The organism is Roseicyclus amphidinii (assembly GCF_030163755.1).
Classification (GTDB): Bacteria; Pseudomonadota; Alphaproteobacteria; order Rhodobacterales; family Rhodobacteraceae; genus Roseicyclus; species Roseicyclus amphidinii.
Genome location: NZ_JASJOE010000012.1, coordinates 43138 through 66492, shown reverse-complemented (window position 1 = coordinate 66492; position 23355 = coordinate 43138). Strand labels below are relative to the sequence as shown.

Annotated in this window: 24 protein-coding genes; 11 read left to right on the top strand and 13 right to left on the bottom strand. The window is 65.7% G+C overall.

Annotated features, from left to right (window positions below; all coding sequences use genetic code 11):
• Positions 1–5: 5 nt before the first annotated feature.
• The 11 genes from QQK83_RS06275 to QQK83_RS06225 form a co-directional block, all read right to left on the bottom strand.
• Positions 6–785, bottom strand: coding sequence for a hypothetical protein (locus QQK83_RS06275; RefSeq protein WP_284262686.1), 780 nt, complete (start codon positions 783–785; stop codon positions 6–8).
• Entirely contained in the window at positions 782–1606 is an 825-nt protein-coding gene (locus QQK83_RS06270) for a sulfite exporter TauE/SafE family protein (protein WP_284262684.1), read from the bottom strand. The genes QQK83_RS06275 and QQK83_RS06270 overlap by 4 nt, the downstream gene beginning before the upstream one ends.
• Positions 1607–1708: 102 nt before the next feature.
• Positions 1709–2659, bottom strand: a complete 951-nt coding sequence (gene dusA / locus QQK83_RS06265) for a tRNA dihydrouridine(20/20a) synthase DusA (RefSeq protein ID WP_417750339.1) — start codon at positions 2657–2659, stop codon at positions 1709–1711.
• Positions 2660–3101: 442 nt separating this feature from the next.
• Positions 3102–4340 carry a fumarylacetoacetase gene (fahA, locus tag QQK83_RS06260; RefSeq protein WP_284262680.1) on the bottom strand — a complete coding sequence of 413 codons (1239 nt, stop codon included), beginning with the start codon at positions 4338–4340 and terminating at the stop codon, positions 3102–3104.
• 11 nt (positions 4341–4351) lie between these two features.
• Positions 4352–4981, bottom strand: a complete 630-nt coding sequence (gene maiA / locus QQK83_RS06255; protein ID WP_284262678.1) for a maleylacetoacetate isomerase — start codon at positions 4979–4981, stop codon at positions 4352–4354.
• Positions 4978–6327, bottom strand: coding sequence for a homogentisate 1,2-dioxygenase (gene hmgA, locus QQK83_RS06250; RefSeq protein WP_284262675.1), 1350 nt, complete (start codon positions 6325–6327; stop codon positions 4978–4980). The genes maiA and hmgA overlap by 4 nt, the downstream gene beginning before the upstream one ends.
• The gene (locus QQK83_RS06245) at positions 6324–6521 is read right to left on the bottom strand and encodes a DUF2783 domain-containing protein (protein ID WP_284262673.1); all 198 of its coding nucleotides are present in this window, start codon (positions 6519–6521) and stop codon (positions 6324–6326) included. Before QQK83_RS06245 ends, hmgA begins: the two co-directional genes overlap by 4 nt.
• 4 nt (positions 6522–6525) lie before the next feature.
• A complete protein-coding gene (locus QQK83_RS06240) occupies positions 6526–8139 on the bottom strand; it encodes an FAD-dependent oxidoreductase (RefSeq protein ID WP_284262672.1) in 1614 nt (537 codons plus the stop codon).
• Between the two features lie 111 nt (positions 8140–8250).
• Positions 8251–9201: an MBL fold metallo-hydrolase gene (locus QQK83_RS06235; RefSeq protein WP_284262670.1), complete on the bottom strand. Its 951-nt coding sequence runs from the start codon at positions 9199–9201 to the stop codon at positions 8251–8253.
• Between the two features lie 234 nt (positions 9202–9435).
• Positions 9436–9996, bottom strand: a complete 561-nt coding sequence (locus tag QQK83_RS06230) for an HAD-IA family hydrolase (protein WP_284262669.1) — start codon at positions 9994–9996, stop codon at positions 9436–9438.
• Positions 9997–10026: 30 nt separating this feature from the next.
• A complete protein-coding gene (locus QQK83_RS06225; protein ID WP_284262668.1) occupies positions 10027–10410 on the bottom strand; it encodes a winged helix-turn-helix transcriptional regulator in 384 nt (127 codons plus the stop codon).
• 123 nt (positions 10411–10533) lie between these two features.
• Here QQK83_RS06225 and QQK83_RS06220 point away from each other — a divergent pair, with 123 nt between their 5' ends.
• Complete coding sequence (locus QQK83_RS06220; RefSeq protein ID WP_284262666.1) at positions 10534–11418, top strand: MBL fold metallo-hydrolase; 885 nt, start codon at positions 10534–10536, stop codon at positions 11416–11418.
• Between the two features lie 196 nt (positions 11419–11614).
• Here QQK83_RS06220 and QQK83_RS06215 read toward each other — a convergent pair whose 3' ends face one another.
• The gene (locus tag QQK83_RS06215; RefSeq protein WP_284262664.1) at positions 11615–12844 is read right to left on the bottom strand and encodes a Tm-1-like ATP-binding domain-containing protein; all 1230 of its coding nucleotides are present in this window, start codon (positions 12842–12844) and stop codon (positions 11615–11617) included.
• A 9-nt stretch (positions 12845–12853) separates the two neighbouring features.
• The gene (locus QQK83_RS06210; RefSeq protein ID WP_284262662.1) at positions 12854–14239 is read right to left on the bottom strand and encodes an aldehyde dehydrogenase; all 1386 of its coding nucleotides are present in this window, start codon (positions 14237–14239) and stop codon (positions 12854–12856) included.
• Between the two features lie 54 nt (positions 14240–14293).
• Between QQK83_RS06210 and QQK83_RS06205 the strand changes: the two genes are divergently transcribed.
• From QQK83_RS06205 to QQK83_RS06160, 10 genes are all read left to right on the top strand, one after another.
• Complete coding sequence (locus QQK83_RS06205) at positions 14294–15046, top strand: tripartite tricarboxylate transporter substrate-binding protein (protein ID WP_284262660.1); 753 nt, start codon at positions 14294–14296, stop codon at positions 15044–15046.
• 79 nt (positions 15047–15125) lie between these two features.
• Positions 15126–15659 (top strand): tripartite tricarboxylate transporter TctB family protein, encoded by a 534-nt coding sequence (locus tag QQK83_RS06200; RefSeq protein WP_284262658.1) that lies wholly within the window; start codon positions 15126–15128, stop codon positions 15657–15659.
• Positions 15659–17263, top strand: coding sequence for a tripartite tricarboxylate transporter permease (locus QQK83_RS06195; RefSeq protein ID WP_284262656.1), 1605 nt, complete (start codon positions 15659–15661; stop codon positions 17261–17263). The genes QQK83_RS06200 and QQK83_RS06195 overlap by 1 nt, the downstream gene beginning before the upstream one ends.
• Entirely contained in the window at positions 17244–18500 is a 1257-nt protein-coding gene (locus QQK83_RS06190) for a cytochrome P450 (protein ID WP_284262654.1), read from the top strand. The genes QQK83_RS06195 and QQK83_RS06190 overlap by 20 nt, the downstream gene beginning before the upstream one ends.
• Positions 18501–18506: 6 nt before the next feature.
• A complete protein-coding gene (locus tag QQK83_RS06185; protein WP_284262653.1) occupies positions 18507–19799 on the top strand; it encodes a type I glutamate--ammonia ligase in 1293 nt (430 codons plus the stop codon).
• Between the two features lies 1 nt (position 19800).
• A complete protein-coding gene (locus QQK83_RS06180; RefSeq protein ID WP_284262651.1) occupies positions 19801–20511 on the top strand; it encodes a type 1 glutamine amidotransferase in 711 nt (236 codons plus the stop codon).
• A gap of 1 nt (position 20512) precedes the next feature.
• Positions 20513–20941: a hypothetical protein gene (locus tag QQK83_RS06175; RefSeq protein ID WP_284262649.1), complete on the top strand. Its 429-nt coding sequence runs from the start codon at positions 20513–20515 to the stop codon at positions 20939–20941.
• A 14-nt stretch (positions 20942–20955) separates the two neighbouring features.
• Entirely contained in the window at positions 20956–22302 is a 1347-nt protein-coding gene (locus QQK83_RS06170; protein ID WP_284262647.1) for an aminotransferase class III-fold pyridoxal phosphate-dependent enzyme, read from the top strand.
• Between the two features lie 133 nt (positions 22303–22435).
• Entirely contained in the window at positions 22436–22630 is a 195-nt protein-coding gene (locus tag QQK83_RS06165) for a hypothetical protein (protein WP_284262645.1), read from the top strand.
• Positions 22631–23064: 434 nt separating this feature from the next.
• Positions 23065–23271 carry a hypothetical protein gene (locus QQK83_RS06160; RefSeq protein WP_284262643.1) on the top strand — a complete coding sequence of 69 codons (207 nt, stop codon included), beginning with the start codon at positions 23065–23067 and terminating at the stop codon, positions 23269–23271.
• Positions 23272–23355 lie beyond the last annotated feature (84 nt).

Genomic DNA, 23355 nt, shown 5'->3' with positions numbered 1-23355 from the left:
GCCGCTCAGGGCAAATCCAGCCAATCCCCGGTCGCCTTAAGACAAGGCCTGAGATAGGCGATGGCCCGCCCCTCGGGAGCGGCCCCGGCCCCCTCGGCCCAGGGCGCGACGCCGTGCAGCGCAAGGCGGTGGACCAGAACGGCCTCGCCGGGGGCTAGCGCGATCTCGACGCGCGCGCAGGTCTCGAAACAGCGGCGGCGGGCCTGCTGGTAGGTCTCGGTCAGGTCGACGTCGCCCCATGCCTCGGGCGCGACCCCGTCGAACGCGGCGCGAAAGGCCGCGCGCATCACCTCGTGGCTGCCCTCCCAGACAACAAGCGGGGCGGCGCCGGGCGCGGCCTCGGTCAGCGCAAGGCCGAGGATGAAGCCATGCGGCTCGCGCAGGTGGCGGCGGCGCGCGGGCCCCTCGGGCAGAAGCCCGTCGAGATGGGCGGCATCGCGGGTCCGGCGGTAGCGGTGGGCGCTGTCGCTTTCGCCCGCGTCGCGGCCCGGATAGCCGGGATATGTCACCGAGACCTGCGCCGGGTGCAGCGGCAGGCGGCCGGTCACTGCCTCGGCCGCGGCCAGCGCCTCCCCGGCGAGCGGCGGACCCTGCCCCACCCGGCCTGCGCTGTCGTTGTCCAGCACGTCGACGCCCACGAACCATGTCCCGCCATGGCGCAGCCAGCGCGCGCGCATCGCGGCATCCCCGGCGGCCGCAAGCGCCGGGCCGCGGGCCGCATCGCACCAGCCCCGCGTCGCGGGCTCGGCGGCGAAGACCTCGAAGCCGCGGGCCAGCCAGCTCATCCCGTCAGCGCCTTGCGCGCCATGTTGAGCGCCATGACGATGATGAAGACCGCGAAGATCCGCTTGAGCCGGACCGGGTCGGTCCCATGCGCGAGCTTCACCCCCAGCGGCGTGGTGACCAGCGTCATCGCCACCACCACCGCGAAGGCTACGAGGTTCACCTGCCCCAGCGTGAAGGGCGGGCGGTTTTCGGTGGCGCCGGGCACCAGCAGGAAGCCCAGCACCGAGGGCACGGCGATCACCAGCCCGAAGCCCGCCGCGGTCGCCACCGCGCGGTGGATGGCGACGCCGTAAAGGCTCATCAGGGGCACGCCGAAACTGCCGCCCCCGATCCCCATCAGCACCGAGAGGAACCCCAGGACGGGCGCGGTCACCATCCGGCCCGGCCCCTCGGGCATCGCGTCGCCCAAGCGCCAGCTTGCCCGCCCGAAGGCCAGGTAAAGCCCCACCGCCAGTCCGAGCACGGCGAAGATCACCATCAGCACCTCGCCCCGCAGCCCGCTGGCCGCACCGACGCCGAGCGCAGCCCCGATGGCGATGCCGGGGGCCCAACCCCTGAGGATGTCCCAATCGACCGCGCCGCGCTTGTGATGCGCCAGAAGCGAACGCAGCGAGGTCACCGCGATGGTCGCAAGCGAGGTCGCAAGGCAGATCTGCATCAGCCCCTCGGGGCCATAGCCCAGCCCTTCGAAGGCGAAATAGAAGGCCGGGACCAGCACGATGCCGCCCCCCACGCCCAGAAGCCCCGCGATGACACCGGCAAAGCCCCCGATCAGCAGGATCAGGGCAAGCATGGGCAAAAGCTCGGACAGGTCGGGCATGGTCTGGGGTCGCTCCGTCGGGGTGATTTGCGGGCGGATTACCCGCTTGCCCCGCGGAACGGAAGTGTGATGGGCAAGGGCAACTGTGCGCGGATGCAGGGTTCAGGCGGCGTGCCGGATGACATGGGCCAGCGCGCGCTCCACCACCTCGGGGCCGGCGCCGTCGCGGTGCGCCTCTTCGCTCAGGGTGCGCTTCCAGCCGCGCGCGCCGGGCCGCCCCGCGAACAGGCCCAGCATGTGCCGCGTCACCTGGTTCAGGCGGCCACCGGCCGCGAGGTGCGCCTCGATATGGGGCAGCATCTCGAGCGCCACCTGTTCGGCGGTCTTCGGCGACGTGGTTTCGCCGAAGATGTCGCGGTCGGCGGACAGGAGGATCTCGGCGGGGGTGTGATAGGCCGCGCGCCCGATCATGACGCCATCCATGCCCGCGTCCAGATGCGCCTGCGCCTCGGCCAGGGTGGCGATGCCGCCGTTGATCGACAGGTGCAGCCGCGGAAAGGCCCGCTTCATCGCGTGGACGAGCGGGTAGTCGAGCGGCGGGATATCGCGGTTCTCCTTGGGGCTGAGACCCTGCAGCCAGGCCTTGCGGGCGTGGATCGTGACGCGCGTCACACCGGCGGCCGCGACGGTTTCGAGGAACCGCGGCAGGGTTTCCTCGGGGATCTGCTCATCGACGCCGATGCGGCATTTCACGGTCACCTCGACCGGGCTTGCCGCGATCATGGCGGCGACGCACTCGGCCACGAGCGTGGGGCGTTCCATCAGCACGGCGCCGAAACAGCCCGACTGCACGCGGTCCGAGGGGCATCCGACGTTGAGGTTGATCTCGTCATAGCCGTATCCGGCCGCGATCCGCGTGGCCTCGGCCAGCTCGGCGGGGTCCGAGCCGCCCAGTTGCAACGCCACGGGGTGTTCGGCCGCATCATGCCCCAGCAGCCGGTCGCGGTCGCCGTGGATCACGGCAGGGGCGGTCACCATCTCGGTATAAAGCAACGCGCGCGCCGACATCAGCCGGTGAAAGAACCGGCAATGGCGGTCGGTCCAGTCCATCATAGGGGCGACGGACAATCTAGCGTGTTGATTAATATGCATCTTGTATCTTCAAACTGTTGGCGGCGGATGCTGCTACGCTGGAATACGCCCCAATATCCCCGAATTTGCCCCCTTACGACAACTCATTGCACATATCAGCCGCATACGAAAATGGCCTCCATCGACCCGCGCGTCCTTCCGGTGCCTGACCCGGGACCAGATCAGACGACAGGGCCGCTTTGTCGCGCGATACGTTCCTCCGCCGCGAAGACGCCCATGGCTATCCCGGAAGAGCCGAACACCGCACTCGCCAAGTCCAGCCCGATAGGTGGGGGTGCCTCACTTCTTCGTCACAGGGCCTATCCGTTGAGTGTATTGCTCTCCGGCAAACCCGGGGCGGTTCAGGCTCTCGCGGGGCATGCCCCTGCCCGACGAAGCGGACGCGTTGATCCATGTCTGGCGGTCAACCGCGCGCCGGCAGCAACGTTCCCTTGCATTCGCCGAAGCCCACACGGTAGCCGTCGCCCTGCGCATGGCCGCGCAAGGTGAGCGTGTCGCCATCCTCGATGAAGCTGCGGGTTTCTCCGCCCGCCAGGGTCAGGGGCTCCTTGCCGCCCCAACTGAGCTCGAGGAGCGAGCCGCGATTACCGCGTTCGGGCCCGGATATCGTGCCAGACCCCAGAAGATCGCCCACCCGCATCGGGCAACCGCTGGTGGTATGATGGGCGAGTTGCTGGGCCGAGGAATAGTACATTTCCTTGTAGTTGGTGCGTGAAATGATCGTCTCCGTCCCGCCCGCCGGGGCCAGCCCGACCTCCAGCGCGATATCGTAGAGCATCGGGCCGGGCTCGACGAGGTAGTCGAGGAGCGGCTTCTCTCGCGCAGGCGTAGTTGTGCGGAACGGCTCCATCGCCGCTGCGGTCACGATCCATGGGCTGATCGTTGTCGCCGTCGCCTTCGCCTGGAACGGCCCGAGCGGCTGGTACTCCCAGGCCTGAATGTCGCGGGCGGACCAGTCGTTCAGAAGCACGTAGCCGAAGATATTGTCGAAGGCTTCAGCCACGCTGATCGGGCCCGTCGATGGCTGTCCGACGATGGCGCCCATCTCGAGTTCGATGTCGAACCGCTGCGACGGACCAAAGCGAGGGGCGTCGTCGTTCGGACCCTTGAGCTGGCCGTGTGGGCGGATCACATCCGTGCCGGAGACCACGACAGAGGATGCGCGCCCGTTGTAGCCGATAGGAAGGTGCAGCCAGTTCGGAGGCAGCGCGTTTTCCGGCCCGCGGAACATGGTGCCGACATTCATCGCATGGTGTTTGCCGGCGTAGAAATCCGTGTATTCGGAGACATCGAAGGGCATCAGCAGGCGCAGCCCTTCGCGTGGCACGAGATACGGCTCCACCACCGCTTGCGTGCCCGCCCCCTCGAGCAACATCTCGGTCAGGCTCTGGCGCAGCCGCATCCATTCAGCAGAGCCCAGGGCCATGAAAGCGTTCCAGCCCGCTCTTCCGAGTGTTCCGCCGAAATCGAGCAGTGCCGCTTTTTCCAAGGCGGCAAGATCCAGAACGAAATCCCCGATTGCCGTCCCGCAGCGCGGCGTGCCGTCCGCGGCGACGAACACGCCATAGGGCAGGTTGTTCAGGGGAAAGTCGGTCTCGGAAGAGTTGGCGCTGTCTACCCAGGAGCGGATCAAGTCTGTCATGCTAATTCCTTTCAGGTCGCGTCGGATTGGGCTTCGGGATGCGCGGACGCGAAAGCGGGGAGTGCGAGGCAGCGCGCTTCGATCTCGGTCAGACGACCGAATGGCGCGAGATCACAGCCCCAGCGGTGTGCATTGTAAAGCTGCGGGACGAGGCAAAGATCGGCGAGGCCGGGAGCATCGCCGAAGCAGAATTCCGTGTCCGGTCGGATCAGCCGGGCGAAGGCCGCGAAGCCCCGTGTCATCCACTCCTTCATCCAGGCGGTGGTATCGTTCTGGTCGTGGCCCATGCCTTTCAGCTTTCCGATCACGCGCAGATTGTTGACCGGGTGGATATCCGTGGCGATGGTCAGCGCGGCGGCCCTGACGCGTGCGCGGGCAAGGGGATCCTCCGGCAACAGGAGCGGAGCCGGGAAAGCCTCTTCCAGCCAATCCAGGATCGCAATCGACTGGGTCAGCACCGTGCCATCGTCCAGCACCAGCGTCGGCACACCCTGCCCCGGGTTCAGTGCCGCATACTCCGGCGCCCGCTGGGCCCCGACCAACAAATCGACAGGGATCGCCTCGTGGGCGATCCCTTTCAGGTTCAGCGCGATCCGCACCCGGTACGAGGTCGTCGAGCGCCAGTAGGTGTAGAGCTTCATTTTTTACCCGGCATGCCGTCGAACTTCTTTTCGAGGCTGTCCCAGCAGTCGATGTAGTCGTCCTGCAAGGGCGCTTCTTTCCCTGCAAATTCGGTAAGATGCTGGGGGAACCGCGTTTCGAACATGAAGGACATGGTCCGATCCAGCTTGTCGGGGCCCAGATTGGCGTTCGAGGCTTTCTCGAAGGCCTCGCGGTCGGGACCATGCGGCAGCATCATGTTGTGCAGGCTCATGCCACCGGGAACAAAGCCTTGCGGCTTGGCATCATACCGGCCGTAGATGTTTCCCATGAGCTCGGACATGATGTTCTTGTGATACCACGGGGGGCGGAAGGTGTTTTCCGCCACCATCCAACGTTCCCGGAAGAGCACGAAATCGATATTGGCCGTACCCGGGACGCCCGAAGGCGCAGTGAGCACGGTGAAGATCGACGGATCGGGGTGGTCGAAGAGGATCGCGCCGACAGGGCAATAGGTGCGCAGGTCGTATTTGTAGGGCGCGTAGTTTCCGTGCCAGGCGACAACGTCGAGCGGGCTCTGCCCGATCTCGGTGACATGAAATTGCCCGGCCCATTTGACCGTCAGGGTGGAGGTCACCTCGCGGTCCTCGAAGGCCGCAACCGGTGCCTTGAAGTCGCGCGGGTTGGCCATGCAATTGGCGCCGACAGGGCCACGCGCCGGCAGGTCGAACGTCTGACCGTAGTTTTCGCAGACGAACCCACGGCAGGGGCCTTCGAGCACCTCGACCCGGTAGACGAGGCCACGCGGGATAATGGCGATTTCCTTGGGCTCCACGTCGATGATGCCCAGTTCGGTTGCGAACCTGAGCCTGCCTTCCTGAGGAACGACCAGCACCTCACTGTCAGCGCTGAAGAAATAGGCGTCTGTCATGCTTGTCGTGACAAGGTAGATATGCGCTGCCATGCCGACTTGCGTGTTCACATCCCCGGCCGTGATCATGGTGCGCATGCCGGTCAGCCATGTGAGCGCCTTGCCCGTATGCGGCACGGGGTCCCAGCGATATTGGCCAAGGCTGGTGACGTCTTGGGGGATATGCGGCGCTGATTTCCAATACGGCAGATCGGTGCGTGTGTAGCGGGCGGAATGCTTGACCGAGGGACGGATACGATAGCACCACGTCCGCTCGGGCCGCTCGGCGGTAAAGGCGGTGCCGGAGAGTTGCTCGCCATAAAGACCGTAATTGCATTTCTGGGGTGAGTTCATGCCCCGCGGGAGCGCGCCGGGCAGGGCTTCGGTCTCGAAGTCATTGCCCCAGCCCGGCATGTAGCCGGGTTCGGTCAGGGTGCCCTCGGCCTGACGAAGGCCTGATACGTGGTGAGCATTCATTTTGCGCCGCCTTTCGTAGCCACGGCCAGTGCTTCGGTCAAAATCGCGCGGTCGCCGATGTGGTTGGCAAGGATCAGGACGAGACGGGCGTTGAGCGCGATACTGTCTTCGTCGCTCAGCCCTTCATGAACGCCGAGCAGTTCGGCATAGAACCCGTCCGGGTCGGTGATGTTGGGCAGGGTATTCAGGAACATGGGTTCAGTCCTTTCCCATCGAACGGGCGAGAGCCGCGCTGACCCGTTCCGCGTCAAAGGCCGGCCAGCGCCCCGCGACATGCTGATCAGGGCGGATCAGGTAGACGGCGCAGGTCGTGTCGCCGAGATACCGGTCCTTGATGTCCCCCTCGGCTGGTACCGTCAGCCCGCGCAGCGTCAGCCCCTCGGCATCGAACCGGTCGGGCACATCGACGCCCACACCGAGCAGCGCGAAGTCCCATCCCAGATGATCCAGCAGGAACCCGCCTCCGATTGGGGCATCCGGGCACGGCGCGCCGGGGCGCGTGCGGGCAGGGCCGCCCGGCAGCCCATCGGGTGTATTCAGCGGCAGCCCGTCGTAGACGCATGGCACCGACAGTCGCCCGGAATTGACTAGCGGTCGGGCGAAGGCGTGATGTTCGGCCAGATCCAGCACCGCGTTGCGGAAGGCACGGCTGATCTTCGACTTCGGGGTGATGAAATCCGTCGAACGCGAGGAATTGAGGATGTTCTCGTCCGCACCGTGGCGTCGTTCCAGATCATAGCTGTCCAGAAGGCTTTCGGGCGCGGTTCCGTTCAAGACCAGCCCCAGCTTCCAACCGAGGTTATCGACGTCCTGAATGCCGGAATTTGCACCGCGTGCCCCGAACGGCGACACCTGATGCGCCGCGTCGCCCGCAAAGATCACGCGGCCATGCCGGAAATTCCTCATGCGGCGGCACTGGAAGGTGTAGATCGAGGTCCAGACGAGCTCATATTCCACATCCGGCCCGAGCATCGCGTCAAGACGGCGGCGAATGTTCTCTTCCTTCATCTCCTCCTTGCGGTCGATGTCCCACCCGAGCTGGAAGTCGATCCGCCAGACCCCGTCGGGCTGTTTGTGCAGAAGCGCCGAGTCCCCGGATTTGAAGTGCGGCTCGAACCAGAACCAGCGTTCGGTCGGGAAATCGGCCTTCATGGTGATGTCGGCGATCAGGAAATTGTCCTGGAACACCCGGCCCTCGAAATCGAGCCCCATCATCTTGCGCAGCGGGCTGGAGGCGCCATCGCAGCCGATCAGCCAATCAGCCTCGATCCGGTAGGGGCCATCTGGTGTCGTGATGTCGATCACGACATGATCGTCACGCACTGCGACCGCATCAATCCTGTTCTTGCCGCGCAACGCGATGGGCGCGCCAGCCGCCTGCGCCTCGCGCACCCGTTCCACCAGGAAACGCTCGAAATGGGGCTGTTGCAAGTTGATGAAGGCGGGGTTGCGGTGGCCGTCTTCCGGCAACAGGTCGAATTCGTAAATCTGCCGGTCATCATGGAACACCTTTCCGACGTTCCACAAAACCCCATTGTCGAGCATGGGCCGGCCGCAGCCATAGCGATGGGCAATCTCAAGCGTCCGCTTGGCGAAACAGATCGCACGGCTGCCCTGGCCGACGCCCTCGTGGTCGTCCAGCAGCACGACCGGGATGCCCTGCAACCCCAGATCGAGCGCCATGGCGATGCCGACCGGCCCGCCCCCCATCACCACAACAGGATGGCGCACCGGCCTGTCGGTGTCCTGATCGGCGGACCTTGCGTAAGGGTATAGCCTGAAGGCAAGCTGATAACGGTCATCAAGCGGCATCTCTGTCCTCCTCAAGCGTCGCCATGGCGGCGTTCCGAAGCATCCCGGGCTCCGTCCGTTCCAACCTCAAAAGGTCCACCGGACCTTTTGCCTCCTCTGGCGAACCGGATCTTACCCCTGCAATTGCGCCCACATCTCCAGATCGCGCTGCGCGGTCCAGATCCGTGGCGTATCGATGCCGCGCGCCTCGTCATAGGCGCGGGCCACGTTGAACGGCAGGCAGTGTTCGTAGATGGCGTAGTCTTTGAACCTTGGATCGCAGGCGTCGCGCACCGCGTCCCAGGCGTCCTTGAGAGACCCGCCCCTGGCCGCAATCGGTTTGACCGCGTTATAGGTGCTGTCAACGAAATCTCGCGTCGCAGCCAGGGCCGCATCCACCATCGCGCGCCCGAGCAACGCGTCACCGCGACCCGGCGCAATGTTTTGCGGATCATAGGCCTTGACGGCATCAAGCGTCCCGCCCCAGTCCGCGAAATGACCGTCGCCGCAATAGCAGGCCGAGTGGTATTCGACGATATCGCCGGTGAACATGGTTTGCTGGTCCGGCACCCAGATCACGCTGTCGCCTGCGGTGTGAGCGCGGCCAATCTGCTTGATCTCAACCTTCCGCCTTCCGAGGTAGACCGTCATGCTGTCGCTGAAGGTCGTGGTGGGCCAGGTCAGCCCCGGAATGCTTTCGTGCCCTTCGAACAGGCGCGGGAAGCGCTGGAATTCGCTGTCCCAATCTTCCTGCCCGCGCTCGACGACCATCGCACGCGCCTTTTCGGACATGATGATCTGATCGGCGCCGAATGCACTGGCCCCCAGCACCCGAACGGCATGGTAGTGGGTCAGCACCACATGGCTTATCGGCTTGTCCGTCACCTGCCTCACACAATCGATGACCTTCTGCGCCAGCCGCGGCGTCGCCTGCGCCTCGACGATCATCACGCTGTCATCACCGATGATCACGCCGGAATTGGGATCGCCTTCGGCTGTGAAGGCATAGAGGCCGTCACCAATCTCGGTGAAGGAGGTCTTTTTCTCGGTCATGTCCGCTTGGGACGCAAAGGTCTTGACCATGATGGTTCCTCTCTCGGTGTTCGGTCTGTCGGCCGTGGGAGTCAAACCCGGCTGCGCGCGCGGTCAGAATGGTGGTCACGTCCGCGTGCGTCGGGACGAGCGGCGGGGAAAGAATGATGCGACCGGCGGCCATCACGACCCTCTCGCCCCCCTGCCCTTCGTTGATGTCGACCGGATGCGGTGTCGGGTGCCAAAGGTGGCGGGCATTGCGTTCCCCGAGACATTTGAGGTCTTTCACGACGGAGCCTTGTCGAATTGCAGCATCCCCAGAGCCTGCGTGTAGCTGTCGCCCGGGCGGGTCACGTCGAAATGCACGAAGGCCATGCCGACCGCTTCGGCCCCGGCGAGGTTCCTTTTCTGATCGTCGACGAATACGCATTCGGATGCGGGCATACCAAGGCCATCCATGATGAAGCCGAAGGCGCGCGGATCGGGTTTGAGAATGCCGGTGTAAGTGGCGTCCACGATCAGGTCGAAATCCGCCAGGAAAGGCAGCTTGTCACGAAAATCCTTCCCGTAGAAAAGGTCGAGTTCGTTGGACAGTATTGCCAGGAGATGGCCCTGTGCCTTTGCCTTGGCGATGGCGTCCAGCGCCTCGGGCCGGATCACGGCGGCAGGGTCCGCCCCGCGCACGCGCGCGATGAATTGCGGGAATTCGGTCCATGTCTCGCCCACGAGCGCCCCGGTCTCGGCCATCCGCAGGGACCAGTAATCGCGCTCGCTCATCGCGCCGACCTGCATCGCCCGCCAAGGCGGATCGGTGTCGGGGTCGGCTGCGCAGCGGCGGCCGGTCATCGTCCGATCAGTCCTGCGCGCGAGACCGGGTTACGACCGCGCGTCATAGGCAGAGCGGGCGGCATCTATCTCGGCCCGGTTCTCGATCGCCCAGGCTGCGAGAGGCGAGAAGCGCGCGAACAGGCTTTGCCCCAAGGGTTGCAGGCTGTAGTCGACCCTTGGGGGCGCTGTTGGGGTCACCTTGCGGTCGACCAACCCGTTGCGTTCGAGCTTGCGCAGGGTCTGGGTCAGAACCTTTTGCGACACATCTGGAATGTCGCGGCGCAGTTCGGAAAACCGGCGCGGCGTCACGTGCAGCGCCGCCATCACGAGAATCGACCATTTGTCGCTCACCCCATCGAGCACCTGCCGCACCGGACAGGTGGCGGGGTCAAGAGAGATGCCCGCTGTCTTCGATGTCTCGTCCAAGGTCATGACATCCTCACGTCTTCAGACACCCGAGGTCCTACGGTTACCAAAAGGTGCCTCCTTTTGCAACTGCAACACCTGGTATAGGTGTTAAGTATCTTTTGGAAACCATATGGAAAAGAGAGACCCATGGAACTTCTCAGTCGCAGAACGGTCTTGCAACGCGCAGGCGCCCTTGGTGCCATGGCCGGACTGGCCCCTGGCCTTGCACATGCCGCAACGCTCGACTCCGATCTGTTCACCTCGGACGAGGCGGGCCTCCTCGTGGACAGCGTCGTGGTGCTCGGGGAACGCTCGGCCGTCCTGGTCGACGCGCAATTCACGGCTGCCAACGCCAATCTCCTGGCCGATATGATCGCGGCAACCGGTCGGACGCTGGAAAGCATCCTGATCACGCATATCCACCCCGATCACGTTCTGGGCCTGCCGATCCTGCTCGACCGGTTCCCGCAGGCAAGGGCCTATGCCCAGACCGATATCCAGGCGATCCTTGCGCAAATCCTTGGCGGCATGCATGCGCAAATCGCAGGCGGCGCCCCGGCAGGCGTGTTCCCGGACCGTTACGTCGTCCCCGAAGCGCTGAGCGCCGATCACATCATGCTGGAGGGCGAACGGATCGAGATCCTGCCGCCCATGGCGGGCGATACCGCCCTGATCACGCCGGTCCATATTCCCGGTCTCGATACGCTTGTTGCGACCGACATCGCCTATATCGACACCCATCTGTGGATGGAGGAGGCGGCCACCACCGACGGGATCGCGCCCTGGCGCGACAGCGTTGCAGCCCTGCAGGCCATCGGCGCAGGGACGGTCATTCCGGGACATCGCAAGCCCGACAGCCCCAATGACGCCTCCGTCTTCGACGCGACCCTCGCCTATCTCGACCATTGGGAACGGGCGCGAGACGCCTCGGGCACGGCCGAGGAGTTTCGCGCCAGGCTCATGGAAGGAACCGAAGAGCTCGGGTTTGCCTTTGCCATCGACCGAGGGGTCGCCGCCGCCTTCCCCGAGTGACGTCGGTCACGAGACCACGACAGTCCGGGCCACCCGACGGGCCGCTTTCAACACGCGTCCCCGTCGGACCCGGCCTTGCCCTGTCACCGGGTGCGGCCCGCTCCGGGGCCCGCGCATCGCCCGGGGGCAGCGCCGAAGCTGCCGCCCGGCACCGGCACCCCGTCGATGCGACCCTCCGCATGCGACCTTCCCCGGTTCACCCCACGAGCCCTTCCGCCATCCAGCCGTCGAAGACGGTCAGCACCGTCTCGGTGAAGGCCGTGTCGTTGATATGGGCATCCACCTCGATCAGCCGAACGGCCTCGGGACACTGTGCCCGGATCTCCGAGACGAAGACGGCGAGCCCCTCGGGATCGCAGAGCGGGCCGCCGGGGCGGTCCCATTCGTTGCCGCCCTGCGTCGGAAGAAGGAATGTCGTTGGGCCGGTGGCGTCAGCAAGTTTGCGGCACATCTCGCGGGCCATCTCGCGGCGCTGCCCGGCTGTCATCATCACCGAAGACAAGAGCCGGTTGGGGGCATGGGTCTCCTGGCCCGTCAGCTTGGTCGGCATCTCTTGCCAGCCCACGAAATCGACAAGGTCGTAACAGCCGATCGAGATCATCTGCGGCGTCCCCGACAGCCCGGCCGCGGTCATCCGGTCCGCCCCCGCCGAGATGCTGGACCCCATGAGGTGATTGCCGACCTCTTGCGGCGCGAAATCCAGCACGGCGGCGAAGCGCCCTTCGGCCGCAAGGCTCTCGAACGCGCGCCCGCCCATGCCGGTGGCGTGGAAGACGGCGACCTCGAAGCCGCGCTTTTCCAGTTCCGGCTTGAGGGCGACCATGTAGCGAAGCACCGTCTTGCCAAAGGACGTCATGCCGATGAGCGGCTTGCCGCGCGGCGGTGCCTCGACCGCGCGCGCCGCGCCCAGCACCGCACCGGCCGCCTGGCTGAGCGAGGATTTGCAGATCGAGTTCAGCCCGTAGAGCCCGCCCGCCCAGAGGATCATCTGGATATCGGCCGGCAGCCGCTCTGGCGGGATCAGCGGCGAGAACGCCACGGTCGAGACGATGTATTTGGGCACCCCCAGCGGCAGCGCCGAGCAGATATCGAGCGCCGCATCCGTGCCCATGGTTCCGCCAAGCACCAGCACCCCGTCGATGCGGCCATCCGCATGCGCCCGGGCCGCAAGGATCGCCGCGCCCTTCGCCATAATCTGCATGGCGATGTTCTCGTCCCCGCTGTCGATGGCTTCGCGGATCGAATGCCCCCCGGCCTCGGCCACTTCATGCTTGGAGATATCGGCAGGCTTGGACGGATCGCCCAGAATGCTGACATCCATCGACAGGACACGCCCGCCCTGCGCCCGGATCGTCTCGGCGAGATAGGTCAGCTCGTCATCCTTGGTGTCGTAGGTGCCGACCAGCAGGATCGTCTTGTCGCTCATGGCAGGCTCCTACAGTTTGATCCAGGCCGTCTTGAGATCGAGGAACTTGTCGAAGGCATGAAGGGATTTGTCATGTCCGTTTCCAGATTGCCCGACGCCGCCCAGCGGCACGGTCATGTCCGCCCCGCCATAGGTGTTCACATGAACCACCCCGGCCCGAAGACGCCCGATCATGCGGTGCGCCCGCGACAGGTTCGACGTCCAGAGCCCCGCGGCCAGCCCGAACTCGGTGCCATTGGCCAGCGCAATGGCCTCCTCCTCGGTGTCGAAGGCCTGCACGGTGACGACAGGGCCAAAGACCTCGTCCTGCACGATGCGGTCGGACTGGGCCACGCCCGTCACGATGGTGGGCGCCATGTAGTAGCCCCCTGTCTCGGCCAGGATGCGGGTGCCGCCGCAGACGATGTCGCGCCCGGCGGCGCGCGCCTCGTCGATGAAGGCGAGGTTGCGGGCCAGTTGCTGTTCCGAGTTGATGGCACCGGCCTGTGTCGCGGGGTCGAGCGGGTCGCCCACCACCATCGCCTCGGCCCGGGCCTTCAGCTTTTCGACAAAGGCGTCATGGATGCTGCGCTCGACCAACAGGCGTGAGCCCGCGATGCAGACCTGCCCGGAGTTGCGGAAGATGCCCGCCGCGGACACCGCAACCGCCTCGTCCAGATCGGGCGCGTCGGCAAAGACGATGTTGGGCGATTTGCCGCCCAGTTCCAGGTAGACCCGCTTGAGGTTGGACTGCGCCGAGGCCTGCAAGAGCCGCCGCCCCGTCGCCCCGGACCCGGTGAAGACCAGCACATCCACGTCACGACTTTCGGCGATGGCCGCGCCGACGACTGCCCCCTCGCCGCAGACCACGTTCAGAACCCCCGGTGGCAGCCCCGCTTGCAGCCCAAGCTCGGCCAGCCACAGAAGGCTCAACGACGCGGTCTCGGCGGGTTTCAGCACGACGGTGCAGCCTGCGGCCAGCGCAGGCCCAAGCTTCCACGCCCCGATCATCAGTGGGAAGTTCCACGGGACGATGGCACCGACAACGCCGACCGGAGCCTTGTGGACCAGACCGAGCGCGCCCGGTGCCGTCGGTGCGATTTCACCGTAGATCTTGTCTAGAGCCTCGGCGTAATAGCGGATGGTTGCCGCGGCGCTCCCCGGCTCCGCCTTGAGCGCCATGCCGATCTCGGTCCCGTTGTCACGGACGCCCAGAACGGCAAGTTCGAGCGCGTGGGCATCGATCATATCCGCCCATGTCAGCAAGATCGCCTTGCGCTGTGACGGGGCCAGTCCCGACCAGCGGCCATCATCGAAGGCCCGGCGGGTCCCGGCGATCGCGCGCGCAGAGTCCTGCGCCGTGCCCCGCGCCATCACGGTCAGGCAGCTGCCATCGATGGGGGACAACACAGGCATTTCATCGCCGTCCGATGCGCCAACCCGCGCCCCGTCGATCAGGTGCAGTGCGGGGTGAACCGCCCCGGCGGCGGTGGCGGCCCCTTCCCCGGCGCTGTCGAAGTGGCCACCGCACCGGCCGATGGCTACACGATCGGCTCGTTTGTTCCCGCCGTGTCCCTGATCGGCCACGAGATCGACATTCCCGAGCTGACGCCGGAGCGGTTCGACCCGATCGGGATCTTCCTGACCTATCCCTTCGTGATCGCCACCTCGAACGACGCGCCCTATTCCACGATGGAGGAACTGGCCGCCCATGCCGCCGAGAACGAGGTGTTCCTCGGCCATTTCGGCGACGTGCTGACGCCGACGCAGGTGACCAAGGCTCTGGCCGCGAACATGGGCTTCGAATGGGGCGGGGATGCGCCCTTCGATGCGCTCGACTGCAACACCCTGGCCTCGGGCGACGCGGATGTGATCAACACCACGCTGCAGCTGATCCTGCCCTGCCTCGACGACGTGAAAGTGCTGGTCTCGATCACCGGCGACCGGATCCCGTTGATCCCCGAGACGCCCGCCATCGGCGAGGTGGACGAAAGCCTCGACATCTCGCTGTGGAACGGGCTGTTCGTGACCAAGGACACCCCGGCCGAGGCACGCGAAGCCATCGCGGCCGTGGCCGAACGCACCATGATGAGCGACCGCGCGCAGGCCTTGGCCGCCGAGACCGGCGCGCAGGTCTATTGGCTGAATGCTGAGGAAAGTGCCGCCGTGATCCAGGCGGACCGCGCCACGCTCGGCACGATCTCCGAGGCCCTGGGCCAGTAATCCAAAGACGGAAAGGGGGCGCACGGCGCCCCTTTTCGATTTCGGCGCGATGTTCTCCCTTTCACAAGGCTCTCAAGTCATGGGCAAATCCGACCTCTTCGACATCAAAACGCGGCTCTCGGGGCAGGTCATCTTCGTGATCGCCTCCTTCGCGGTGTCGCTTGGGCTGCTTTCGCAGATCGGATCACAGACGGAATGGAGCGACAGCGCCCGCACCATCGCCGCCCAGCCCCGCTTCTGGCCCGCCGTCGCGCTGGGGCTGATGGTGGCGGGCTTCGGCCTGCGTTGGCGGCTGATGCGCAGGCGCAGGCCCGACCGGCGGGATTGGCTCGAGGCGAAAAGATGGGTCGAACCGCTGGAATACTATGGCTGGTTCATCCTGTTCGTCCTGGCCGTGCCGCGCCTCGGGTTCTTGCCGATGAGCCTGGTGATGGCCTGCGCACTGACCTGGCGGCTCGGCTACCGCAGCAAGGGGGCGCTGGCATTGGCCGCTCTCTTTGCCGTTTCGGTCACCGTGACCTTCAAGGGGTTCCTGGGCGTCAACATTCCCGGCGGGCAGATCTACGAACTGCTTCCCGCCTCGGTCCGCACCTTTTTCATGGTGTACCTGTGATGGACATGATCCCTGCCGCCCTCGAGGTGCTCTGGCGTTGGGATGTCGCGCTGGCCCTGCTGGCGGGGTCCATCGGCGGCGTGGCCATCGGTGCCATACCGGGGGTGGGCCCCGCGGTGGCGATCGCGATCCTGCTGCCCGCGACCTTTTCGATGGACCCGATCGTGGGGCTGACCCTGCTCTTGGGGATCTATGGCTCGTCCATGTATGGCGGCGCGATCCCCGCGATCCTGATCAACACGCCCGGCACGGCGGTCAACGCGCTGACCACCTATGACGGCTACCCGATGACCCAGCGGGGCGAGGCCCGCCGCGCCCTGTCGCTGGCCTATTCGGCCAGTTTCGTGGGCGGTATCGTCTCGGTCGTCTGCCTGATCTTCCTGTCGCCCGTGCTGGCCCGGATCGCACCCATGTTCGGCTCGCGCGAGATCTTCCTCGCGGCGCTGCTCGGGATCATCCTCGTGGTGGTGGCGCATCGCGGGCAGATGCTGATCGCGGCCGCGCTGGCGGGGTTCGGCATCTTCCTGTCCACCGTCGGGCTTGAGCCTGCCGCCTACACCCGCCGCTACACCTTCGAGCAAAGCTGGCTGGCAGGCGGTGTCGACCTGATCGTGGTGGTGCTGGGCCTGTTCGCGCTGTCGCAGGCCTTCGTGCTGATGACCATGGATGACGAGAAGATCCGCCTGCCCCGCGCGCGCGGCTCGCTCTTGCAGGGGTTCCGCGAACTGGCCCGCCATCCGCGCGTGGCCGCCGTGTCGTCGGGCTTCGGCGTCCTGATGGGGATGATCCCCGGCGTGGGCGAGTTTACCGCGCAATTCATGTCCTACACATCCGCAAGGAAGCTGTCGAAGACCCCGCAAAGCTTCGGCAACGGATCGTCCGAGGGCCTGATCGCCTCGGAGACGGCCAACAACGCCGTGCCCGCCGCCGCGATGATCCCGCTTCTGGCGCTCGGCATCCCCGGCGAGGCGCTGACGGCGATGATGCTGTCGGTCTTCTACGTCCACAATGTCGTGCCGGGACCGGGGCTGTTCCAGAACGACATGCCCTTCGTGGTGGCCCTCTACATCGCGCTGCTGGTCCTGAACCTGCTGGTGCTGGTCTTCCTGCTGATCTCGACCGGCTGGCTGGTGCATCTGACGCGCATCCCCAACCGGTTCCTCGGCATGTGCATCCTGCTGCTCAGCTTCGTCGGCGTGTTCTCGATCCGCAACTCTGCCGTGGACTGCCTGATCGCGGGGGCCTTCGGGCTGCTGGGCTTCGTGCTGAAACGGCTGAACCTGCCCATCGTGCCGATCATCCTGGGCATGGTGCTGGGCGGGATCATGGAGGTGAAGCTGCGCACCTCGCTGGCGCGGATCCGCGAGCCGCTCGATTTCATCGACCGCCCCATCGCCTTCATCCTGTTCTGCATGATCGTGGTCATCCTCGGCTCGACGCTGTGGCGGGTCTGGCGCGATTGGCGCAAGCCGGATCGCCGGACCCCGCAGAAGAAGGCCGTTCACCAGTTCAACAAGCGGATCGCCGGGCGGACCGCGCGTCATTTCGATAACCGCGTGAAGAAACAAAGACGGAGACGGTTCTATGACCATGTGGGTTCCTGAGGATGACGGGTTCGCCGATCTCGGCAGCCACGACAGCTTTGCAAAGGGGGCGCCCTACAACACCTTCGCCCGCCTGCGACGCGAGGACCCGTGCCACTGGTCCGAATTCGACGGCGGCAAGGGCTATTGGTCGATCACGCGGCACGCCGACATCGACAGGATGATCCGCGACACCGAGACCTTCTCCTCGGCACTCGGCATCCGGATGGAGGATCAGACCTACGAGGAATACCTTGCCCGCCGCACCTTTCAGGAGGTGGACGGCACCGATCACCGCAAGGTGCGCATGAAGGTCGCCCGTGCCTTTTCCCCGCGGGTCGTGGCCGAGTTCGAAACGCAGATCCGCGACCTCTGCGGTCCGATCCTCGACCGGGCCTGCGAGATGGGCAGTTTCGACGCGACGCGCGAGATCGCCCGCGAGTTGCCCATGCGGATGCTCGGCCAGATCCTCGGCCTGCCCGACGAAGACCTGCCCTGGCTGGTGGACAAGGGCGATGCGCTGATGGCCAATTCCGACCCCGATTTCACCGATCACGTCGTCGACAAGCTCGAGACCGACGCCTACCGGCTGATGCCGTTCAATTCACCCGCCGGGGCCGAGCTGTACGACTACGCGCGCGACCTGATGGACCGCAAGAACGCGGCGGGCGACACCAGCGGCATCCTGCATCTCGTGCTGCAACCTGACGAGACCGGCGAGACCATATCGGAAACCGAGTTCCGCAATTTCTTCTGCCTCCTTGTTGCCGCAGGCAACGACACCACGCGCTATTCCATCGCCGCCGGGATGCAGGCGCTGGCCTACCAGGAGGGGCTGCTGCAGCAGCTTCAGACCGGCGAGGTCTGGGACACCGCCCCCGACGAGATCGTCCGCTGGGCCTCGCCCGCGACCTATTTCCGCCGCACCGCGATGCGCGATGTCGAGGTGCATGGCCGCCAGATCCGCGAAGGCGACAAGGTGCTCTACTGGTTCATCTCGGCCAACCGCGACGAAGAGATGTTCTCCGATCCCTACCGGCTCGACCTGACGCGCAAACCCAACCGGCAGCTGGCCTGGGGCCAAGGCGGGCCGCATGTCTGCCTCGGCATGCACCTCGCGCGGCTGGAGGTGCGGGTGCTGTTCGAGGAGCTGGCAAAGCGCATCACGCATATCGAACCGGCCGGGGAACCTGCCTTTGTTCGCTCGAATTTCGTCAACGGCATCAAGCGGATGCCTGTCTCCGTTACGCTTCGGTAGGGTTCCATGTCAGACCGTCTTCGCGCCCTTTTCTTCGACCACCTGTCGATCGCCCGTGGCAAATACCTGCCAGCGAGCAAGATCGGCGATGGCTCCAGCCGCTTCTCGCGCGCCACCTTCGCGGTGCATTACGACCGCGACCTCCTGCTGGACGCGCCCCATTCGGGCGTGCGCGACGGCGCGCCCGACATGGAGCTGCGCTGGCGCGGCGAGGATATCCGCCCCGGCTGGGAGCCGCGAACCTCGGTCGTCCTGGGCGACCTCCATGACAACGACGGCGCGCCCCTGTCGCTCTGCCCCCGGGGCGCGCTGAAACGCGCCATCGCGGATTGGCAGGCGCATGGGCTGACGCCCAAGCTGGGGATCGAGCTCGAGGCCTACGCCATGCAGGGCGGCGAGGACGGGCGGCTGCGCCCCTATGATGCGCCCGGTGGCGTGGTCTATGGCACGGGCCCCTTCGCCGACCCGATGCGGATCAACGACGTGATCTGGAACAAGGCCCACGAGGCGGGCTTCAAGCTGGACCTGATCACCGCCGAATACGACAGCCCTCAGTTCGAATACACGCTCAGCTTCGACGATGCGCTGGCCGCGGTTGACGACGTGGTCCTCTTTCGGCAGATGGCGCGCGAGATCGCGCTGGATCACGGCGTGGTCCTGACCTTCCTGCCCAAGCCGATCTCGACGGCCGGCGGCTCGGGCATGCACATCAATTTCTCGTTCTGGGACAAGGACGGCACCAACGCGCTGGCCACCGGCGAGAAGGGCGGGCCGGATCACCTCAACGACCTGTCGCGCGGCTGCCTTGCGGGGCTGGTGCATCACCACAAGGGGCTGGCCGGGCTGATCGCACCCACCACCGGGTCCTATGCCCGGCTGCAACCCTCCTCGATGTCGGGCTACTGGCAGAACTGGGGCGGCGACCATCGCGGCGTCACGACCCGGGTCTCGGGCGAAGGCGGAAAGAAGTCGCGTCTCGAACACCGCATGGCCGATGCCAGCGCCAACCCCTACTCCGCCGCCGCCGCCGTGCTGCAGGCCGCGCGGCTGGGCTACGAGGCCAAGCTGTCCCTGCCCCCGATCGAGACCGGCGACGGCTTCGAGAAGGTGGACGCGAAGGTCGGCACGGCCCCCAACCTGCGCGGCGCGATCCGGGATCTGATGGCCGACACCGCCCTGGTCGAGGCTGTCGGGCGCGAGCTGGTCGAGAACCACGCCTTCATGAAGGAACGCGAGTTCCGCAAGACGCGCGACATGGAACATGACGCGCTTCTCGATTTCTACGTGTGGTTCGTCTGACATGAAGCTGGCCACGCTCGTCACCAACACCGATTTCAGCGATTTCGCCAAGGCGCGGCCGCTCGACGACGCCAAGTTCGCGGCGCTGATCGCGGGCGTGCGGCCCGGTTGGACGGTCGAGGCCTTCTGGGTCTGCAAGGGCGAGTTCCCCGAGGATATCTCGGGCTTTGACGGGGTCATGGTCACCGGCAGCCCGGCCTCGGTCAACGAGGACACGCCCTGGATGGCACGGCTGAAGGACGTGCTGCGCGAGATGATGGCCGAGGGCGTGCCGCTCTTCGGCGCGTGCTTCGGGCACCAGGTCATCGCCAGCGCGGTGGGGTCGCGCATTGTCCGCAACCCCGCCGGCTGGGCGCATGGACTGATCGAGATGACCCGCGTGGGCGAGACACCTTGGTCGGGGCCGGACGACCGCCTGCGCCTCTACGGCTCCCATGTCGAACAGGTCGAGAGCCTGCCCGCAGACGCCACGCGCATCTTCGAAAGCCCCGGCTGCCCGATCGCGGGCTTCGCCATCGGCACCCGCGTCTTCACCGTCCAGCACCACCCCGAGATGACGCCGGATTTCTTCACCGACCTTGTCCACGAATACGCGGAATACGTCGGACCCGAGGTGACCGAGGCGGCGCTTGCCTCCACCCGCGGGCGGGTTGCGGACGGGCCTCTCTTCGCCGAGGAGGTCGCCCGGTTCTTCGAAGGGGCTGGACGCTGAGATGGGAACCATCACCGAGACCCTCGACAACCTGAAGCCGTTTTCTTCCACCCGGCCCGCGATCGGCGTTGGAGAATTCGCCCGCCTTGGCGCGCGGGACAAAGTGACGGGACACCCCCTCCTGACCGGGCCGGCCCCGCTCGCATCAGGCCCCGAGGACGTCCGGGATCACGTCCTGACAAGGGCGCTGACCCGGTCCACGCAAAGCACGCGCACTGATCCCGAAGCGCGGCGGCGCGCCCGATCGCTCTGTTTTGCCCTCCCTTCGATCCGCGTCACGTCCGCAAACCTGCGTCATGTCGCGGTTACGGGTCATGCGCATGGCAAACAGGCACACATCGCCCTTGGCAGGCAGTTCTCCAAGGATCCGACCCCCATTCCCAACGATTGGCCGGTTGCTGCACGGCAGGCCGATCGAGTATCCCGATGAACGGAGCACGTCTCATGAAAGACTCCAATTTCCTGAAGGAAAACAATGGGCGGCAGTTCTGGCATCCCATGACATCCCCCCAGGACAGCATCGACAATCCCCCAAAGATCATCACCGCTGCCTCGGGCGTGCGGCTGACGGATCTGGACGGGCACGAGGTGATCGACGCCGTCGGCGGCCTATGGAACGTGAACCTCGGCTATTCCTGCCAGCCCGTGAAAGAGGCCATCGCGGCACAGCTCGACACCCTGCCCTATTACTCGACCTTCCGCGGCTCTTCGAACGACGTCGCCATCGAACTGGCCTACGAGCTGAACGCCTTCTTCGCCCCCGACGGGATGACGCGCGCCTTCTTCACCTCGGGCGGCTCGGATTCGGTCGAAACCGCGCTGCGTCTTGCGCGCCAGTATCACAAGCTGAAGGGCGAACCGGGCCGGACCAAGTTCCTCAGCCTCAAGAAGGGATACCACGGCACCCATTTCGGCGGCGCAAGCGTGAACGGCAACGCCAATTTCCGCACCGCCTATGAACCGCTGATGCCCGGCTGTTTCCACATCCCGGCCCCCTACCCCTATCGCAACCCCTTCGACGAGACCGACCCCGCGCGCCTGGCCCAGCTTTGCGCCGCCGCCCTCGAGGACGAGATCGCCTTTCAGGGCGCGGGCACAATCGCCGCGATGATCATGGAACCGGTTCTGGGGGCCGGAGGTGTGATCCCGCCGCATGAAAGCTTCATGCCCATGGTGCGCGAGATCTGCACCCGGCACGGCATCCTGCTCATCAGCGACGAGGTCATCACCGCCTATGGCCGCACCGGCGCATGGTCCGGCGCGCGGCTCTGGGGTGTTCAGCCTGACCTGATGGCTACCGCCAAGGCGATCACGAACGGCTATTTTCCCTTCGGCGCCGTGATGATCGGCGGGTCCGTGCAGGAGGTGTTCGAGAACAACCCGGCCGCCAAGATCGGCCATGGCTACACCTATTCCGGTCACCCGGTCGGGGCCGCCGCCGCGCTGGCCTGCCTTGCCGAAACGAAACGTCTGAATGTCGTGGAGAACGCCGCTGCACGCGGCAGGCAAATCCACGAGGGCTGCCTTGCCCTGCAAGCCAAATACGACATCGTCGGCGACGTGCGCGGTGGGCATGGCCTGATGACCGCGCTCGAGCTTGTCAGCGACCCTGTGAACAAGACTCCGATCGGCGCCGATGTCGCCCAGATCGTGCAGGAAACGGCGTACCGGCACGGCACGATGATCCGTATCTCCGGCCCGAACATCATCCTGTCGCCCGCGCTGGTGCTCACCGAAGCGGATGCCTCCGCGATCCTCTTGGCACTTGACGCCGGTCTGGGCGCGGTTTGAGGGCCGAAGCCCTCTCCCGCGCTCTTCCCTCGACACCGGAGCGCCGGAAGGTGGATTTTTCCGGCCTTCTTCACGGTGGCGGGCTGGTGGCGCCAAACCCACCAGAACACGGCCAACGAGGGGTCCGCCGCCGATGGCCACACCGCCTGCACAACTTTCGTTTTTTACAGATGAGTGGCCAGACGGGCCAACCTATCTGGAAAACCATATCTCAGCGGTTGAAGCCGACAGGCTCGTGCAGGAGATCGACGCGGCCCCCCTGGCGGATTCAAACCATGGCGACCGAAGCAACCGCGCCGTCGAACGATATTGTGCGGTCAAGGCATGAACACATGTTGCACACGAAGCCACTCAAGCCGTTGAAACAAGGTCAGAATTGCCAACACCCATCGTCCGGGCGACGGACAGGCGCGCGGCCTTTCTGGGTGCGTTCAAGGTCATTCGATAATCTCTTCGCGTCCGTCAGCACTCCGAACGGACCCGCAGCGCACCCCATACGCACATGGCGGGCGTGCCACCACCCTGCCCCGTATGGTGCGCCTGGATGCGGCCCGTAACAGCGACGGAAGTGGCCTCGGCCTTGCGCTGGTGCGTGCGGTTGCCGACCGGCACAACGCGCGGCTGCGGCTTGCCCAGGAGACGCCTCGAGGTCTGCGCGCCACCATCGAGTTTACGGAGTTGTAAAGAAGCGGTCAGACGGGCGTAAACGCCAGCCCCCATGTTGGTTCCATCGAAACAACGATCAACATGGAGACCGACCCGATGAAGACCCTGATGTCCAAAGCCACCTCCGCCGCAACTGCCACCCTTGCCATCCTGGTGGCTTGTGTGCTGGCCGGGCTTGGCCTGACGGCCCTGTTCTACCTCGCCTTGCTGGGGCTTGTGGTGATGGGCCTCGGCCTGCTCGCAGCCCCGTTCGTGGCAATCGCGCAGAGGCAATCCGGCGGCGACCTCTCGACCGAAACCTGACGGCGCTGCGAACACGCGCCCGGAGGCCAAGAGGTCAGGACATGGGGCACTGGCATAGCTGCCATGTGCCCCTTTTTCCCACCT